Annotated in this window: 17 protein-coding genes; 10 read left to right on the top strand and 7 right to left on the bottom strand. The window is 38.7% G+C overall.

Features of this window, described 5'->3' with window-relative positions:
• Positions 1–19: 19 nt before the first annotated feature.
• The 3 genes from AAC388_RS13325 to AAC388_RS13315 form a co-directional block, all read right to left on the bottom strand.
• On the bottom strand, positions 20–1,357 hold the full coding sequence (locus tag AAC388_RS13325) for a CitMHS family transporter (RefSeq protein WP_002117607.1): 1,338 nt from the start codon (positions 1,355–1,357) through the stop codon (positions 20–22).
• A gap of 568 nt (positions 1,358–1,925) precedes the next feature.
• Positions 1,926–3,251, bottom strand: coding sequence for a hemolysin family protein (locus AAC388_RS13320; protein WP_002117726.1), 1,326 nt, complete (start codon positions 3,249–3,251; stop codon positions 1,926–1,928).
• A 123-nt stretch (positions 3,252–3,374) separates the two neighbouring features.
• Positions 3,375–4,364: a LysR family transcriptional regulator gene (locus tag AAC388_RS13315; protein ID WP_004703082.1), complete on the bottom strand. Its 990-nt coding sequence runs from the start codon at positions 4,362–4,364 to the stop codon at positions 3,375–3,377.
• Positions 4,365–4,951: 587 nt separating this feature from the next.
• On the opposite strand from AAC388_RS13315, the gene AAC388_RS13310 reads away from it, so the two are divergent.
• Positions 4,952–6,556 carry an isocitrate lyase gene (locus AAC388_RS13310; RefSeq protein WP_002117581.1) on the top strand — a complete coding sequence of 535 codons (1,605 nt, stop codon included), beginning with the start codon at positions 4,952–4,954 and terminating at the stop codon, positions 6,554–6,556.
• A gap of 55 nt (positions 6,557–6,611) precedes the next feature.
• Here the strand turns inward: AAC388_RS13310 and AAC388_RS13305 are convergent, their stop codons facing one another.
• Positions 6,612–7,082 carry a copper resistance protein NlpE N-terminal domain-containing protein gene (locus AAC388_RS13305; protein ID WP_002117559.1) on the bottom strand — a complete coding sequence of 157 codons (471 nt, stop codon included), beginning with the start codon at positions 7,080–7,082 and terminating at the stop codon, positions 6,612–6,614.
• A 187-nt stretch (positions 7,083–7,269) separates the two neighbouring features.
• Positions 7,270–7,593, bottom strand: coding sequence for a hypothetical protein (locus AAC388_RS13300; protein ID WP_005070594.1), 324 nt, complete (start codon positions 7,591–7,593; stop codon positions 7,270–7,272).
• A gap of 201 nt (positions 7,594–7,794) precedes the next feature.
• Between AAC388_RS13300 and AAC388_RS13295 the strand changes: the two genes are divergently transcribed.
• The 9 genes from AAC388_RS13295 to AAC388_RS13255 all read left to right on the top strand — a co-directional run bounded on the left by AAC388_RS13295 (position 7,795) and on the right by AAC388_RS13255 (position 13,990).
• Positions 7,795–8,670 carry an urease accessory protein UreD gene (locus AAC388_RS13295; RefSeq protein ID WP_342370782.1) on the top strand — a complete coding sequence of 292 codons (876 nt, stop codon included), beginning with the start codon at positions 7,795–7,797 and terminating at the stop codon, positions 8,668–8,670.
• Between the two features lie 101 nt (positions 8,671–8,771).
• The gene (ureA, locus tag AAC388_RS13290; protein WP_002117495.1) at positions 8,772–9,074 is read left to right on the top strand and encodes an urease subunit gamma; all 303 of its coding nucleotides are present in this window, start codon (positions 8,772–8,774) and stop codon (positions 9,072–9,074) included.
• Positions 9,075–9,085: 11 nt separating this feature from the next.
• The gene (locus tag AAC388_RS13285; RefSeq protein WP_119685402.1) at positions 9,086–9,406 is read left to right on the top strand and encodes an urease subunit beta; all 321 of its coding nucleotides are present in this window, start codon (positions 9,086–9,088) and stop codon (positions 9,404–9,406) included.
• On the top strand, positions 9,396–9,854 hold the full coding sequence (locus AAC388_RS13280) for a GNAT family N-acetyltransferase (RefSeq protein WP_081033634.1): 459 nt from the start codon (positions 9,396–9,398) through the stop codon (positions 9,852–9,854). The genes AAC388_RS13285 and AAC388_RS13280 overlap by 11 nt, the downstream gene beginning before the upstream one ends.
• A 12-nt stretch (positions 9,855–9,866) precedes the next feature.
• A complete protein-coding gene (ureC, locus tag AAC388_RS13275) occupies positions 9,867–11,567 on the top strand; it encodes an urease subunit alpha (protein WP_336939551.1) in 1,701 nt (566 codons plus the stop codon).
• Between the two features lie 70 nt (positions 11,568–11,637).
• Complete coding sequence (ureE, locus tag AAC388_RS13270; protein ID WP_342370781.1) at positions 11,638–12,120, top strand: urease accessory protein UreE; 483 nt, start codon at positions 11,638–11,640, stop codon at positions 12,118–12,120.
• Positions 12,107–12,772 carry an urease accessory UreF family protein gene (locus tag AAC388_RS13265; protein ID WP_014206086.1) on the top strand — a complete coding sequence of 222 codons (666 nt, stop codon included), beginning with the start codon at positions 12,107–12,109 and terminating at the stop codon, positions 12,770–12,772. The genes ureE and AAC388_RS13265 overlap by 14 nt, the downstream gene beginning before the upstream one ends.
• A 24-nt stretch (positions 12,773–12,796) precedes the next feature.
• Positions 12,797–13,411, top strand: coding sequence for an urease accessory protein UreG (gene ureG, locus AAC388_RS13260; RefSeq protein WP_002117800.1), 615 nt, complete (start codon positions 12,797–12,799; stop codon positions 13,409–13,411).
• A 9-nt stretch (positions 13,412–13,420) separates the two neighbouring features.
• Positions 13,421–13,990: a HupE/UreJ family protein gene (locus tag AAC388_RS13255; protein ID WP_078220361.1), complete on the top strand. Its 570-nt coding sequence runs from the start codon at positions 13,421–13,423 to the stop codon at positions 13,988–13,990.
• A gap of 42 nt (positions 13,991–14,032) precedes the next feature.
• Here AAC388_RS13255 and rsmD read toward each other — a convergent pair whose 3' ends face one another.
• Both rsmD and mrdA read right to left on the bottom strand, forming a co-directional pair.
• Positions 14,033–14,584, bottom strand: coding sequence for a 16S rRNA (guanine(966)-N(2))-methyltransferase RsmD (rsmD, locus tag AAC388_RS13250; RefSeq protein WP_342370780.1), 552 nt, complete (start codon positions 14,582–14,584; stop codon positions 14,033–14,035).
• Complete coding sequence (gene mrdA / locus AAC388_RS13245) at positions 14,584–16,602, bottom strand: penicillin-binding protein 2 (protein ID WP_342370779.1); 2,019 nt, start codon at positions 16,600–16,602, stop codon at positions 14,584–14,586. The genes rsmD and mrdA overlap by 1 nt, the downstream gene beginning before the upstream one ends.
• Positions 16,603–16,822 lie beyond the last annotated feature (220 nt).

Here is a 16,822-nt window from a genome sequence, read left to right as displayed (position 1 = left end):
TTTATTTTTAGGGGAATAATTAAAGTGTACTAAAGAGCGGGAAAACGCCAATCACTAATGCAGTGCCCATCAAAACCATACATGTTATAAATGCCCATTTAAATGTGAACTTTTGATGATCTGCAAAGTCAACTTTAGCAAGACCGCATAACAAGTAAGTTGATGGAACAAGAGGCGATAGTAAGTGTACTGGTTGACCTACAATTGATGCACGAGCAATAGCTTCTGGGCTAATACCGTAATGTGAAGCCGCTTCAGCAAGAATTGGTAAAACACCATAGAAGAATGCATCATTTGACATAAAGAATGTCAAAGGCATACTGACTAAAGCGGTAATCGGTGCAAGATATGGACCCATGCTTGGAGGAATCATTGCGACGAATTCTTTAGACATCGCCTCAACCATACCTGTACCAGATAAAATCCCTGTGAAAATACCTGCAGCGAAAATTAAACCTACAACAGCCAAAATACTATCTGCATGCATTGCGATACGCTTTTTCTGCATATCAACATCTGGATAGTTAATCAGCATTGCAATACAGAACGCTAGCATGAATAGCACTGACATTGGCAAAATGCCTTTGATTAATGCAATCATGAGAATAATAGTAAGTACCATATTTACTTTGCGTAAATGTGGACGCGTCGCTTCAGGGTCTTTCGACACGGTAATATTATCACCATGATGACTTTCAAGCTCGATCACGCCTAAACGTTTTTGCTCATAACGACCATATAAATATGCCAAGAAGAATAACCAACCAATACTAATGATCATTGGAAGGATCATTGGTACGAAAATATGGCTTGGATCAACTTGTAATGCACTTGCAGCACGAGCAGTAGGACCACCCCATGGCGTTAGGTTCATTACACCACTACATAACAGCATAAGCGCAGTCATGATGAGTGTGTTCATTCCTAGACGTTGATAAAGTGGCAACATTGCAGCCACACAGATCATATAAGTGGTTGAGCCATCACCATCTAAAGAAACGAGAGTGGTTAAAAAGACAGTTCCTAGAGTAATTTTTAAAGGATCGCCTTTAACTTTTTTCAAAATCCATTTAACCGGTGGGTCGAAAAGACCTGCATCGATCATTAAGGCAAAATACAAAATTGCGAATAAAAGCATTACGCCAGTTGGCGCTAATTTTTTGATGCCATCCAGCATCATCTCACTGAGACCTTTAAGTTCAATGTGACTTAAACTTTCAAAGTAATGACCTAGGCCCCAAGCAATGAGAGAAAAAATAAACGGGATGAGAATTAAAGCAATAATAGGGCTTAAACGTTTGGACATGATCAAGTACATGAAGCACAAAATCATGCCAACACCAAGTAATGTCAGCATACAATCAATCCTTTGCCTATAGTTTTACTGAACAAGTTTATTCAAAACTCTGACCTTGGTTATTCTTATTAATTTTTATTAAAAAGACAAATAATATATTTAGTTTATTTGGTTAATATATATTCGTTTGGATGGGTATATTTAGATGAAATACTGAACATATATATTAAGGTTATAATGGTTTTATAATAAATGCATATCATTATAAAACAATATAAAGGTATTATAAAAATAAAAATTATATGGCATTTTTTTTAATTATATATATTTTGATGAGTGAAATGAGAAGAAGAAGCATTTAGGGCTTACTTTGAGCTAAGTTACATAAGTTTATTTGCAATGTAAATGGGGCTTAATCACTTTATAGGCAGTTAAGAGATATAGATTATTTTATTAATTTTCAGTATTTAAGCTTTAATAGAGTTGTTAAATAAAATAATAATACTTTTAGATTAAAAGAGCAAATTGAATAAATGAATCTAAAATAATTATTACATATATTTAAAAAAGTTATTTAGTTTTAAAAAAATACCCCAGCTAAATTGTGGGGCATTTAAATTAATAACGATTAGTTTTCATCAATTGATGAGTGTGTTTCGGTTTGTTCTAAAATTCGAGTTACAAGAAGTTGGTCAATTTTAAAATGGTCGACATCGACAACTTCAAATTTATATCCACCAAATTCCACAAAATCTGCTGGACGTGGAATTTTGCGTAGACGGTACATCATGAAACCTGCGAGCGTCTCATAGTTTTCTTCATCAGGCATTTCATCAATTTCAAGAGCATGTCTTAGGTCATCAATTGGTGTGCTGCCATCAATTAACCATGAGTTATTATCACGTTTAATGATTTGCTGTTCTTCTTCAATAGGAGTAACCCAATCACCCATAACTGTAATCATAATATCGCTTAATGTAATCACTCCGACAACGAGTGCATATTCATTGATAACGACAGCAAATTTTTCTTTTGTAGAACGAAAACGGTCAAGTAGTTCAGAGAGTGTGAGGGTGTCGGGAATCATGAGTACAGTACGAATGGTAGACTCATTTAATTGAGTTGGTGATTGATTATTTAAAATACGTACTAAGAAATCTTTAGCATCAACATAACCAATAACCTGATCAATATTTTCATTACACACTAAAAATTTTGAGTAAGGATATTCTGCTAATTTTTGACGAATACTATCTTCATGTTCGTTTAAGGTGAAATAAACGACGTTCTCGCGTGTCGTCATGCTTGAAGGTACGGTACGTTCTTCTAGTTCAAAAACATTCTCAATAAAGTGGTGTTCTTGTTTTTGAAGTACGCCAGCTTGAGCGCCTGCATCCATGACCGCTGAAATATCATCAAAAGTAATGTTATCTTCGCGTGTTGTATTGACTTTAAACAAGCGAAATAACAGATTCGCAATAGCATTAATTCCCCAAGCTAAGGGTTTACACACCTTAATAAAAACTTGAATCGGGTTAATAACGCTAATTGCAATTTTTTCAGGTGCAATCATTGCCAAGCGCTTTGGCATAAGATCGGCAAATAAAATAAATAGAGAAGTTACTAAAGTGAAGGAGAGGGCAAAACCGATAGTTTGTGTCCATGGACCTTCATAAAAGCGGTCAACTAAAGTGACAAAAAAGGGACGAAAAGCAGCTTCACCCAAAATACCGCCTAAAATTGCAACTGCATTTAGGCCAATTTGAGAAGCTGCAAAAAAATCGGCAGATTGTTCTTGTAGATCAAGTACTTGTTGGGCACGTTCTTCGCCAGCTTCGGCTAAAATTTTTAACTTTACTTTTCTGGCACCAGCCAATGCAATTTCAGTTAAAGATAAAAAGCCTGCTGCGATGATGAGCAGTACGATGATAATGATATTTTGAAAGAGACTCACAAATCACCCGAGGTTCATCATTATTATGACTATGTTTTAACACAAAAAAGCGCTGAGGTAATCAGATTGATTGCTCAGCGCTTGAAGATAATGTCTAAAATCGACAATTAAATTAAAATTTATTTAATAGTGAGAAAATTGTGAATTGTTGGTTAGAAATTCACGATTTTCTTCTTCAATCATTTGACGAGCAACAAATAAAATAAGTTGGCGCAACCAGCGATGAGCTGGATGATGATGTAATAACGGGCACCAAGCCATCTTAAGTTCAAATTCTGGAATATAAAAAGGAGGATCTTTTATAACCAGTTTTGGATTTTGAGTTTGTAGGCGTGCCATTCGAGTTGGAAGGGTGGCAATCAAATCAACATTTTGAGCAAGTAATGCTGGCATTTGGTAGTGACGAGTAAATACAGAAATTTTACGACGTTGACCAATACGTTCTAATGCCTGATCGATCCAGCCTAAACCGCCTTGTTTGTCTGGATTTACACCAAAACCTACACCCATACCCGTTTTAGAAACCCAGATATGTTGCGCATCTAGATAACTTTTGAGATTCAAATGGGTTACAGCAGGGTGTTTGTCATTAAGAATACAGCTGAAACTATCACGCCAAACTAACACTTGGTGGAAACTTTGCGGTATTTCATTAAATCTATTAATCGCAAGATCAACTTTACCTTGTTCCATGTCTCTATAAGACACATCGCTTGGTGTAAGAAAGTCGAGTACAACATTTGGAGCTTCAGAGCGTAGAGCTTTGACAAGACGAGGGACTAAAGTTGCCTCGGCATAGTCAGATGTCATAATGCGGAAAACGCGATTACTTGTATAAGGGCGGAATTCGGTACGGGGTTCCAAAATCATGGAGAGATCAGAAAGGGCATCTCGAATACGAGGTTGTAATTCAAGTGCACGTTCTGTCGGGGTCATCCCTTCGGAGGAACGGATAAGAAGCGGATCATTAAATAAATTACGTAAGCGACGTAAAATATTACTCATTGCAGGCTGAGTTACCCCAAGCTGTTCGGCTGCGCGCGTAACATTTTTTTCACGAAGAAGTACATCAAGATATATTAATAGATTAAGATCTACTCGCTCCAGATTCATAAAAAAAATACCGAAAATAAAACCCTGAAATTGTTTCAAATTATGCCATATTTAATAATCATTGTGTGAAAAAATGATGAGAAAAGCGACATTTTTTGTAGGAATTAAGTAGGGTGGAAAGACGTTTCAAAGGCACGTTTTTACTGTCTTTGCTCAGTTTTGAATGAAAGAAATCTAAATAGAATATATTTATGAATAACTTCTTAATTTCTAGCATATCAATTGACTTTTTGCATTGGCAAAAATAGCCTAATTTACAATTGACTTTTAGATTTAAAAATGAGTGGAAAATCTCCAAAAATTGTATAAAAATAAGACTTAGTGAGTTTTTAGAATAAAACTCTATACTCCTTTAGGATAATTTTATTTTTATAAACAAAGTGTTAAAGTTTTTGGTTTTATCTATAATATCGATTTATTGGTATATTTTTTAAATAAATACTGAAGATTAACAAAGGATATTGGATTAATTGATTGGCTAAGTCTAAGCTGTGTTCATGAGGAAGCAGCTGGTGTCATAAGAAATTTAAGTAACGTGACTCTAGGCTTCAATCGATGAAATCCTAAAATGAATACAGGACAATATCATGACTACATATCAAACAGCGATTGATGCAGTACGTCAATTAAAAGCAAAATTCGGCAATACTTGGGCAGACATTAGCCCAGAAGATGCTGCTCGTATGCAACTTCAAAACCGTTTCAAAACTGGTTTAGATATTGCTAAGTATACAGCTGCGATTATGCGTCGTGATATGGCTGAATACGATGCTGACTCAAGCAAATACACTCAATCATTAGGTTGTTGGCATGGTTTCATCGCACAACAAAAAATGATTGCGAACAAAAAATATTTCGGTACTACAAGCAAACGTTATATCTACCTTTCTGGTTGGATGGTTGCTGCTCTTCGTTCTGAATTTGGTCCACTTCCTGACCAATCTATGCACGAAAAAACTTCTGTTCCTGCATTGATCGAAGAAATCTATACTTTCTTACGTCAAGCTGACGCAAAAGAATTAAACGATTTATTCCGTGCGCTTAAAAAAGCACAAGAAGCTGGTGATACTGCTAAAGCAGCTGAAATCACAGCTCAAATCGATAACTTTGAAACTCATGTTGTACCAATTATTGCGGACATCGATGCTGGTTTCGGTAACGAAGAAGCAACTTACTTACTTGCTAAGAAAATGATCGAAGCTGGTGCTTGTGCGCTTCAAATCGAAAACCAAGTATCTGATGCTAAACAATGTGGTCACCAAGCTGGTAAAGTAACTGTTCCACACGAAGACTTCATCGCTAAGATCCATGCATTACGTTATGCATTCTTAGAAATGGGTCTTGAAGAAGGTATCATTGTTGCGCGTACTGACTCTGAAGGCGCTGACTTGACTCAAAAAATCCCAGTGGTTAAAGAGCCAGGTGACATCGCTTCTCAATACATCAGCTACTTAGATACTCAAGAAATTGACATTGCTGATGCTCAAGAAGATGAAATCTTAATCAAGCGTGATGGTAAATTACACCGTCCTAAGCGTTTACCTTCTGGCTTATATCAGTTCCGTGCTGACACTCAAATTGACCGTGTTGTACTTGACTGTGTGTCTAGCTTACAAAATGGTGCTGACCTTCTTTGGATCGAAACTGCGACTCCAAACGTAGAAGAAATCGCACACATGGTTAACCGTGTTAAAGAAGTTGTTCCAAATGCTAAGCTTGTTTATAACAACAGCCCATCATTCAACTGGACTTTAAACTTCCGTCAACAAGCTTACGACCGTTGGGTTGCTGAAGGTAAAGACGTTTCTGCATATGACCGCGCTAAATTAATGAGTGCTGAATATGACAATACTGAATTAGCTGCTGATGCTGATGATAAAATCCGTACTTTCCAAGCAGATGCTTCTCGTGAAGCGGGTGTGTTCCATCACTTGATCACACTTCCGACTTACCACACTGCTGCTCTTTCTACTCATGAGCTTGCACAAGGTTACTTCGGTTCTGAAGGTATGTTGGCTTATGTTGCTGGCGTACAACGTAAAGAAATCCGCGGCGGTATCGCTTGTGTTAAACACCAAGCAATGGCGGGTTCTGACATCGGTGATGATCACAAAGAAATCTTCTCTGGTGACAACGCTCTTAAAGCACATGACGATGCTAAAAACACAATGAACCAATTCGCAGCTCACTAAGAATTGATTCATAAAAAAACCCGCTCAAATGAGCGGGTTTTTTAATTATTAAAAATTATTTTTTCAAAACATAGTGTTCAGCTAAAGAGCCTTCAACTTTTTTACCTTCCATATCTAAAGCAGTTGCAGTGTTTTCACCGATAAAGAACTTACGGTTTTGACCTTTATCATCTAACGTAATAATTGAAGTATTATCTTTGTCGAAAGTAAAGGTACCATGGGTTTCAAATGGGTTTGTATCACCTTTACCAAGATAAGTTTCGGTCAGCTCGTAGGTTTTATCATCTTTAAGTTCTAATTCGGTTTTAATACCTTCACAGTCTGCGCATGGGAGAGTGCCTTTATATGTGCCGTCCCAATCGAGTGAGTTTTCAGCTGTGTGCGCGGTATCTACAGCATTATTATTCGCTTCAGTAGTTTGCGCTGGAGCAGATGCTTGAGTTGTCGTGTCGGCTTTATTTTCATTTTTGCTACAAGCGGCAAGAAGGATACTTAAGAGTGCTACTGATAATAATGTTTTTTTCATGATGATCTAAACCTCGGAAAATAAATAAAAAACAAGTAAACAGGCTATGAAATATAAGAGCCTAATAAAAGTTTAAGTATGTAACTTAATTTTAACAAAAGGTAAAGTGAGTAAAAATTAATCAAAAAGAGTGATATAAAATTAAAAAAAGGTATCCACTAAAAAATTAAGTGAATACCTTTATATATTAAGGTTGAGAAGAAACTCCACCTAAAGAATCACAAGCTGATTTATAAAGTTGATATTGTTGCTTTAAAACTTCATCGAGCGGCATGTCGAATAATTCTTCACCATTTTTATAGCTCTCTACATATGAAGTCGCCTTTTCTTTGCTTACGGCTAAAGACTGTTGGTAGTAAGAATTAATTGAGCTTGTTGCAATCTGACTTGTCTCAACATTTTTACATTCAAAATTATGGAGAATTTTTTCTGCACGTTTGACCTCACTAGATTGGCCAAAAATACACCCAGTTAAAAAGACAAGTGGCGTTAACACGAAAAAAAGTTTCATGGAGAGCAAGTATGGAAGCAACGGTGGGCGCTATTGTATAAATAATTCCATGAGTTACTGTGGTTTTATGTTAGACATTGATTGTTTTTTAACTCATTAAAATCAAAAAATTGTATCTAATTTTATCATTTTGCTTATTTTTATTTTTGGTGCGTATTTTGCTTATAACTTTAAGCACTTATTTTGAACATATGAACCAGAATGAATCAGGTACAAACGTTTTTAAAAAACTCTTTAGCACCATTTTGGTATGCGCGATTAGAGCTCGGATTTTGTTTTGAAAATTCACGCACCATAATGAGTCATAGAAAGCACCATGGCCCTGTAAGGGTGCAAAAAATGCTCTGGCCTGAAAAAACAGGTGTATGTCATGCGATTATTGTACATCCTCCCGCAGGAATTGCAGGAGGAGACCATCTTACTTTTCAAATTGAAACCAAAGATCAAGCTCATGCAGTTGTAACGACTCCTGGTGCGGGAAAATGGTACAAAACCAATGGAAAGCAAGCTTTTCAGCATATTCATCTTCATGTCCGAGATCAGTCTATTTTGGAGTGGGTTCCACAAGAAACGATGCTGTTTGACGGAGCTCTAGCACACTCTGAAACTCATATTCATCTTGATCATGCTGCGAGTTTTATTGGCTGGGATATGTTGGTACTTGGGCGACAGGCACGTGCGGAGCGCTTTATTCAAGGGAGTTATCATAACCAGTTTAAATTGTGGCGAGAACATAAGTTATTGGTTGCAGATACATTGTATTTTGAGGGAGAAGATCGTTGGCTGAGTTCATGTTTGGGTATGAATAATCAAGCCGTAATGGGAAGCTTTTGGGCAGCCGCTCCCGAAAAGTATCGCTCAGCTTTTTATTTAGAACAGCAGTTAGAACTTATTCGTGAATTGATGATGCGTATGCAGGCACCTGTCACATTAACATTATTGGATGATGTGGTTTCGGCCCGTTTTCTAGGAAATGATGTCCGACATTGCCATGATGCATTTGCGGCAATAAGAGCAAGATTAAGACGTTATTGGTTTGATTTAGATGAAGAATTCCCAAGAATCTGGAGAACCTAAGTTACGTTAAATTGCGTATTTAAAAAACGATTAAAACAAGTATGCTGCTTTTGAGCACGTATTTTGCTTAAAGAAAGTTAGATGCTATTTAGGAAAGAGATATGGAACTCAATCCAACAGAAAAAGATAAATTACTTATTTTTACCGCAGGGCTAGTCGCTGAGCGCCGTAAAGCTCGCGGCTTAAAGCTAAATTATCCGGAAGCTATCGCTTTTATTTCTGCTGCTTTGCTTGAAGGGGCGAGGGATGGTATGACGGTGAGTGACTTGATGCATTACGGAACAACTTTATTAAAGCGCGAAGATGTGATGGATGGTGTGCCAGAAATGATTGCTGAGGTTCAGGTCGAAGCAACTTTTCCTGATGGCTCGAAGTTAGTCACTGTTCATCAGCCAATCGTATAAAAGGAACGCTTATGATCCCCGGTGAAATCATTACTCCAGATGCAGACATTGAGCTGAATATTGGGCGACAAACTTTAAAAATTGTAGTTGCTAATATTGGCGATCGACCTATTCAGGTGGGTTCTCATTTTCATTTTTATGAAGCAAATGATGCATTACAGTTTGACCGTGAAACAGCGAAAGGCTTTCGATTAAATATCGCTGCAGGCACGGCAATACGTTTTGAACCGGGACAAAGTCGAGAAGTAGAGCTTGTTGCTTTAGCGGGGAAGCGAGAAGTATATGGTTTTGCAGGTCGTGTCATGGGACGTTTGGATGAAAATGTTGATTAGAAAAGCAACGAAAGATGACACAGATACTATCGTTGCCATAATCGCTCCATATGTAGATCAAGTGATTGCAAATGACGAAGGGCGCTCACGCTTTAAACCAGAAGTTATACAAACAATTTTTGATCGAGAAGATATTCATTATTTTGTTGGAGAGATTGATCAACAGATCGTGGGTATAGTCGCTTATATGGAACCCTCACATTTAATGCATTTTTTTATTAAAAAAACACATTTGAAACTAGGTCTAGGGCGACAGCTTTGGGATTTCATAGAAGAAAAAATTAAAAATGAAAATATAGATGTTGAAAAAATTACGGTAAATTCAAGTTTTTATGCTCAAGATATCTATGAAAAATTTGGTTTTATTGTAAGTGGTGATGCTGCTGAAAAATGGGGAATCCGGTTTATCCCGATGACAAAATATTATGCTTTGCCATCAGAAAAATAAGGAACTAATCGTATGAAAATGTCACGTCGTGCATATGCTGAAATGTTTGGTCCAACGGTTGGTGATCGTATTCGCTTGGCTGATACAGAGCTTTTTATTGAGGTTGAGCAAGATTTAACAACTTATGGTGAAGAAGTTAAGTTTGGCGGAGGCAAAGTCATTCGTGATGGAATGGGGCAATCTCAACTTTTAGCTGATGAAGTTGCTGACACAGTGATTACCAATGCTTTGATTGTGGACTGGTGGGGGATTGTAAAAGCTGATGTTGGCTTAAAAAATGGTCGAATTTGGAAAATAGGGAAAGCAGGAAATCCTGATATTCAACCTGACATTACCATTCCTTTAGGTGCTGCAACAGAAGTGATTGCGGGTGAAGGGCAAATTTTAACGGCAGGTGGTATTGATACTCACATTCACTGGATTTGCCCACAGCAAGTTGAAACTGCACTTATGTCGGGTACAACAACAATGGTGGGTGGCGGAACAGGACCTGCGGCAGGTACTTCGGCAACGACAGTGACTCCAGGACCTTGGCATATTGCGACTATGTTGCAGGCGATTGATGATTTGCCTATGAACATTGGACTGTTAGGCAAAGGTAATTTGAGTTTGCCAGACCCAATTCGAGAGCAAATTAAAGCTGGGGTAATTGGGTTAAAACTACATGAAGACTGGGGCTCAACACCGGCAGCCATCGATAACTGTTTGAGTGTGGCAGATGAGTTTGATGTGCAGGTCGCGATTCACACAGATACTTTAAATGAAGGTGGGTTTTTAGAAGAAACTCTAGCTGCATTTAAAGATCGCACGATTCATACATACCATACCGAAGGCGCTGGTGGTGGACATGCACCCGACATTTTAAAGGCAATTGGACAAAGTAATGTCTTGCCGTCTTCAACTAATCCAACACGTCCTTATACGATTAATACCATTGATGAGCATTTAGACATGCTCATGGTTTGCCATCATTTAGATCCGGCAATTGCTGAGGATATTGCATTTGCTGAAAGCCGTATTCGCCGTGAAACCATTGCTGCCGAAGATATTTTGCAAGATTTAGGCGCAATTGCCATGATGTCATCTGACTCTCAGGCGATGGGGCGCGTGGGCGAAGTGATTTTACGTACTTGGCAAACTGCTCATAAGATGAAAATTCAACGTGGCCCGCTTGAGGGTGATAATGAGTTTCATGATAACAATCGCGTTAAACGCTACATTGCTAAATATACAATTAACCCAGCCATTACCCATGGTCTAAGCCATGAAATCGGTTCGATTGAGGTCGGAAAACTTGCTGATTTAGTGTTATGGAAGCCTGCGTTTTTTGGTGTAAAACCTTCCATGATTATTAAAGGTGGCATGATTGCAGCGGCACCGATGGGTGACATTAATGCTTCCATTCCGACACCTCAACCCGTGCATTATCGCCCAATGTTTGGTGCTTATCCGCGTGGTGTGCATAACACCTGTATAACCTTTTTATCTCAAATCGCAATTGATGAAAAAGTTGCTGAGAAACTAAATCTTAAAAAGTTAATTAGTCCATGTAAAAACACTCGTTCAATTACCAAAGCCGATATGAAGCACAACACATATTGTCCAGTCATGCATGTTCATCCTGAAACTTATGAGGTGCGGGCTGATGGTGAATTATTAACGTGTGAACCTGCAGACGTATTACCCATGGCACAGCGTTATTTCTTATTTTGATGAATTTTATAGAGATGATATGTCTCATTACTCTAGATATGAAAGAAATAAATAAGGAGAGAAAAGCTAAATGAAAATTTACACACAACGACTTGAAGGTATTTCTCCTGATCAGGCATTTGAAACGGTTGAACTGACTTTTGATACTCGTCAAAAATCACGGTTCCGAGCGGCTTTAGCGAGTGGCGTCGATATTGGTGCTGATTTACCGCGTACTGGCATTTTGCGTAGTGGTTCATATATTGCAACGCAAGAGGGCGATGTATTACGTGTTGATGCCAAGCCTGAGCGATTAATGCAAGTCACTGCTCAAACCGATTTTGATTTACTTAAAGCTGCCTATCACTTAGGTAATAGACATGTACCGTTAATGTTGACCCCTACAGCTTTGTATTTTGAGCCTGATCATGTGCTTGCAGAAATGGTAGAAGGTTTAGGACTTACAGTTTCAGAAACTGATCATCCGTTTGAACCTGAAAGTGGTGCTTATGCGCAGCATAGTCATGATCATCGTTTAAGCCCAATCAAAGCTTTACATCATGTCCATTCATAGTGCCGCGCAATTACTGCAACTGCTGACACTGTCTTCTACGGCATTGCCAGTTGGGGCGTATTGTTATTCACAAGGGGTGGAAACGGCGATTGATATTGGCCTAATACATGACGAAACCTCAGCAATTGCTTACTTTGAAGAAGTTCTTGAAATGCTGTTAGTACGGTTTGAGTTGCCCGTATTAAAGCGTCTCATGCAGCATCATGATGACTCAGAACAGTTTCTGGTTTGGGCAAATTTGTATAAGGCAAGCCGAGAAAGTAAAGAACTTTTGGCAGAATCTCAACAGCTGGCATTTTCTTTAAATGCGTGGATTAAAGATGTTTTAAAAAAAACAGTTGAGGTTAAAAAGCAGTTTGGTTTCGTACCAGTCTATGCACAGCTTTGTGGCCGACTCGAACTCAACGAGATGGATGTACTTACGGCTTATACCTTCACTGTTTTAGAAAATCAGGTTTTAGCTGCAGTAAAAACTGTTCCTTTAGGACAGATGGCTGGGCAAAGAATTTTATGGCACTTGCATGGTTTGGTACCACAAGCGGTAGAGAAAGCTTTGAAACTCAAAGATGAACAATTGAGCAGTGCTTTACCGCGCTATGCCATGCTGAGCATGAAACATGAAACACAATATTCACGGTTATTCAGATCTTAAGTTTAGGAAAAAAGGATAAAAATCATGACAGAACGTAGTCCATTACGAGTTGGAATTGGCGGACCAGTGGGTTCGGGTAAAACAGCACTTACACTTAATTTATGTTTAGCCTTGCGTAATAAATACAATATGGCTGTGGTGACAAACGATATTTACACCAAAGAAGATTCAAACTTCTTAACCCGTAATGAGGCGATGTCACCAGATCGTATTGTGGGGGTGGAAACTGGTGGTTGCCCGCATACAGCTATTCGTGAAGATGCTTCAATTAACTTGGCTGCAATTGATGATTTGTGTGAAAAATTCGAAGGCTTAGAACTTATTATCATTGAAAGTGGTGGTGATAATTTAGCTGCAACTTTTAGCCCTGAACTTTCTGATTTAACTCTATATGTGATTGATGTGGCTGGTGGTGAAAAAATTCCTCGTAAAGGTGGGCCGGGCATTACCAAGTCAGATTTACTCATTATTAATAAAACTGACCTTGCGCCAATGGTAGGTGCAAACCTTGATGTAATGGACCAAGATGCGAAACGCATGCGCGGAGAAAAGCCATTCTTATTTTCAAACATGAAAACACAAGATGGTCTTGAAGAAATTATCCAATTTATTGAGAAACAAGGGCTGTTTAAAGCTTAAGGAGAGATTATGGACTTCATGAAAAAATGGAGTGTAGTGCTCCTTTCATTATTGCCAGCACTTGCAATGGCTCATCCGGGACATGACCATGCACATTCTGGTTTTATGGCGGGCTTTATTCATCCCTTTACTGGGTTAGACCATTTAGTGATGGCTTTAGGTTTTGGTGTCTTGTTGTGGTCAGCTGCTAAACAGTGGAAAATTGCTGGAGTTATTGCCTTAAGTATTACCTTAATTATAGGCTTTTTAGTAGGTGCTCAAGGTTTGGTACCAGTTAATATGGCTGAATACGGCATTGTTGCTTCTTTAGTTATTACAGCAATTGCCCTATGGACAAAATCCAATAAAGTTTTACCAATTGCCGCGGCATTACTTGCAAGCTTCCATGGTATGGCTCATGGTGTTGAGTTAGCACATGCGGGGCATATTGTTGCATTAGTAACTGGTATGGTTGCTGGTATGGCGCTCATCTATTTGGGGGGATTGGTGTTGGGTGCTGTGCTTACTCGATATGTGCCATATGGCAAAAAAATTGTTGGCGCCTGTGCAGCAGTTGTTGCAGTGATTGGTTTAAGCTAACTAAAACTTTGCAAAGAAAAAGGTAGCTTTAAGCTACCTTTTTTATTCGTTTACTTTCTGGTAAAGCCCCGCGTGAACTGTACCCGCTTTAGTGGTTTTAACTTGTTGCCATGTTGCTGGAAGATGAAGCTGGGATAAATCTCGGTCAGCTTCAACATAAATATATCCATTTTTTTTAATATGAGGCTCGGCCAAGTTCGAGAGTTCTTGCCATAAATCAAGACTATAAGGTGGATCTAAAAAAACCACATCGAACTGTTCTTTTAAGCGGGGTAGGGCTTGTTGAGCCGTTGTATTAATTAGATGACAGTTTTGGGCTTTTAATAGTTCAATATTATCTTTTAAAAATCGTACCTGAGTTTTATCGGGTTCAATCATATAAACAGATGCAGCACCACGTGACAGAGCCTCAAAACCTAATGCACCAGAGCCTGTACAGATGTCGAGAACTTGAGCATTTTGAATATCCCACATGAGCCAGTTAAATAGAGTTTCGCGTACTCTATCTGGGGTTGGGCGTAAGCCATCAATGCTAGCGAAAGGCAGTACTCGTCTTTTCCATTCGCCGCCAATTATACGTAATTGATTTTTCATTATTCATCGGCCTCATTGGTAGCAGGACGAGCAGGAGCAGCTTGCGGTGTTGATGCTGCTGGTTTGTTTGTGGTAGCTGTAGCCGATGCTGGACCAGAACTTTCACCGCCGCTTGGAAGTTCACCTGGTTTAATACCTGCTGTCATTAACCCGCCATTGACTTGGTGATTTGCTGGACGAATCGGGTTTTTCTTACGAGTTAATAGCCAGTAATCAAAGACAGGTCTTGCAAGTTGAGCAGCTGAACCACCATGACGACCATTTTCCCAAATGACTGCAATCGCAATTTCAGGTTTTTCAGCAGGGGCAAACCCAACGAATAAACCATGGTCAAGTTGACGTTCACTCAAGGCTGCTTCGTTATAGCGTTTACCCTGTGCAATACTCTTAACCTGTGCTGTACCTGTTTTCCCTGCAATTTGGTAGAGGGGAGTACGAATACCGCGGCCAGTACCTGATTGAATTACATCAATCATGGCATCACGCATTTGAATCCAGTCTTCATCCGTGCCGTTGAATTTGATTTTGCCATCAGGCGCATTACGTACTGTAAATGGTTTTGCACCATGCGTTGCGCGTAAAACATGAGGCGTTACATGAGAACCATGATTTGCCGTAATTGCTGTTGCCATCGCAAGCTGTAATGGAGTGGCTGTAAACGCGCCTTGACCAATACTGACAGAAATAGTTTCGCCCTTCATCCATTTCGCTTTACGCGTACGCAATTTCCATTCAGGACTTGGATAAAGGCCTTCACTTTCACTTGGTAAATCGACACCTGTTTTTTGACCAAATCCAAATTGGCGCATCCATTGGTTCATTTGATCAATACCCATTTGATGGGCAAGAATATAAAAATAGGTATCACAGGATTGCACAATCGCTTTATGCATATTCACGATGCCATGACCAGATTTCTTCCAGTCACGGAACTTATGTGAATCACCAGGTAGATGGAAATAACCAGGATCAGAAATTGCTGTTGACCAGTCTACAATACTGTAGTGTAAACCACCCATTGCTTCCATTGGTTTAATGGTAGAACCAGGGGGATATACACCCTGCACAGCACGGTTATAAAGAGGTTGGTCTAAATTGTCACGTAGTGAACTGTAGTCAGTATGACTAATGCCTGTCACAAACAAATTAGGGTTAAAACTTGGACTAGACACTAAAGCTAGAATTTCACCTGTACGAGGATCAATAGCGACAATAGCTCCACGACGACCTGCGAGCTGCTGAGATGCAACTACCTGTAAACCGTAATCTAAAGATAAATAGAGGTCGTTACCGCGAGTAGGGTCTTTACGACCTAAATGACGTAATACATTACTATGTGCATCTGCTTCAACAGATTCATAACCGGGTGTTCCGTGCAATAGGTCTTCATAGCTTTTCTCAACACCAATTTTTCCAATTAGGTTGGTCCCAGCATATAAGTCTTTATCAATACTTTTTAATTCTTTATCGTTGATACGCCCGACATAGCCAATCACATGAGCAAATAACTCACCGTGTGGATAATAGCGAGTCATTTGTGTCTCGATTCTTACACCTGGAAACTTATATTTGGCTTCACTAAATTTAGCAATATTGGCTTCAGTTAGATTAAGTTTAATCGCGACGCGTTCAGTTTTACGGGCAGTTTTTATACGGCTTTTAAAACGGTCAATATCTTCTTGTGTTAAATCTAAAATAGGTTGTAATTGCTCAATGACACTATCAACATCTTCTACATCTGTTTTACTTAAAGTTGCTGTAAAAACAGGATAGTTATCTGCTAGTAATACACCGTTTCTGTCATAGATATAGCCACGAGCAGGCGGAAGCGGCTGCAAGCGAATTCGGTTTTTGTCGGATGCAGTCGAGAATTCGTCGTAGTGAAAAATTTGTAGATAAGCGTATCGGCTAATTAAGACTAATAAGCAGATGGTCACGATCCCTACGGCAAAAAAGATACGACCTCGATAAATGCGCTTTTCTTGCTGGATATCTTTTAAAGGAAAGTGCTGTTTCATAAGGATCGACTTAATGACATAGGGTAGAAAAATAGCTGCTTATTCTAACGCAAGAGCACTTAAAATATTGCATAATTTTCAAAGTTTCATTGCATTTTAATAAGATACTTTTTGACTTTGCAGACAACAAAATTGTAGATACTTGTATATAAGAAGCAAAATAATTCTGTTAAAGTCTCTCATTCAATAGAATAGGGTTGTTCTCACCATACGATTAGGG

The sequence above is a fragment of the Acinetobacter sp. D009 genome, assembly GCF_038562025.1.
Taxonomy (GTDB): Bacteria; Pseudomonadota; Gammaproteobacteria; order Pseudomonadales; family Moraxellaceae; genus Acinetobacter; species Acinetobacter pittii.
The sequence above is the reverse complement of the archived record's forward strand: the minus strand, read 5'-3'. Positions and strand labels throughout refer to the sequence as shown.

What these genes read in the sequence shown, in the direction of transcription:
- AAC388_RS13325 (WP_002117607.1), bottom strand. Translation starts at nt 1,357, where the DNA reads ATGCTGACATTACTTGGTGTTGGCATGATTTTGTGCTTCATGTACTTG.
- AAC388_RS13315 (WP_004703082.1), bottom strand. Translation starts at nt 4,364, where the DNA reads ATGAATCTGGAGCGAGTAGATCTTAATCTATTAATATATCTTGATGTA.
- AAC388_RS13310 (WP_002117581.1), top strand. Translation starts at nt 4,952, where the DNA reads ATGACTACATATCAAACAGCGATTGATGCAGTACGTCAATTAAAAGCA.
- AAC388_RS13305 (WP_002117559.1), bottom strand. Translation starts at nt 7,082, where the DNA reads ATGAAAAAAACATTATTATCAGTAGCACTCTTAAGTATCCTTCTTGCC.
- AAC388_RS13300 (WP_005070594.1), bottom strand. Translation starts at nt 7,593, where the DNA reads ATGAAACTTTTTTTCGTGTTAACGCCACTTGTCTTTTTAACTGGGTGT.
- AAC388_RS13295 (WP_342370782.1), top strand. Translation starts at nt 7,795, where the DNA reads ATGAATCAGGTACAAACGTTTTTAAAAAACTCTTTAGCACCATTTTGG.
- ureA (WP_002117495.1), top strand. Translation starts at nt 8,772, where the DNA reads ATGGAACTCAATCCAACAGAAAAAGATAAATTACTTATTTTTACCGCA.
- AAC388_RS13285 (WP_119685402.1), top strand. Translation starts at nt 9,086, where the DNA reads ATGATCCCCGGTGAAATCATTACTCCAGATGCAGACATTGAGCTGAAT.
- AAC388_RS13280 (WP_081033634.1), top strand. Translation starts at nt 9,396, where the DNA reads ATGTTGATTAGAAAAGCAACGAAAGATGACACAGATACTATCGTTGCC.
- ureC (WP_336939551.1), top strand. Translation starts at nt 9,867, where the DNA reads ATGAAAATGTCACGTCGTGCATATGCTGAAATGTTTGGTCCAACGGTT.
- ureE (WP_342370781.1), top strand. Translation starts at nt 11,638, where the DNA reads ATGAAAATTTACACACAACGACTTGAAGGTATTTCTCCTGATCAGGCA.
- AAC388_RS13265 (WP_014206086.1), top strand. Translation starts at nt 12,107, where the DNA reads ATGTCCATTCATAGTGCCGCGCAATTACTGCAACTGCTGACACTGTCT.
- ureG (WP_002117800.1), top strand. Translation starts at nt 12,797, where the DNA reads ATGACAGAACGTAGTCCATTACGAGTTGGAATTGGCGGACCAGTGGGT.
- AAC388_RS13255 (WP_078220361.1), top strand. Translation starts at nt 13,421, where the DNA reads ATGGACTTCATGAAAAAATGGAGTGTAGTGCTCCTTTCATTATTGCCA.
- rsmD (WP_342370780.1), bottom strand. Translation starts at nt 14,584, where the DNA reads ATGAAAAATCAATTACGTATAATTGGCGGCGAATGGAAAAGACGAGTA.
- mrdA (WP_342370779.1), bottom strand. Translation starts at nt 16,602, where the DNA reads ATGAAACAGCACTTTCCTTTAAAAGATATCCAGCAAGAAAAGCGCATT.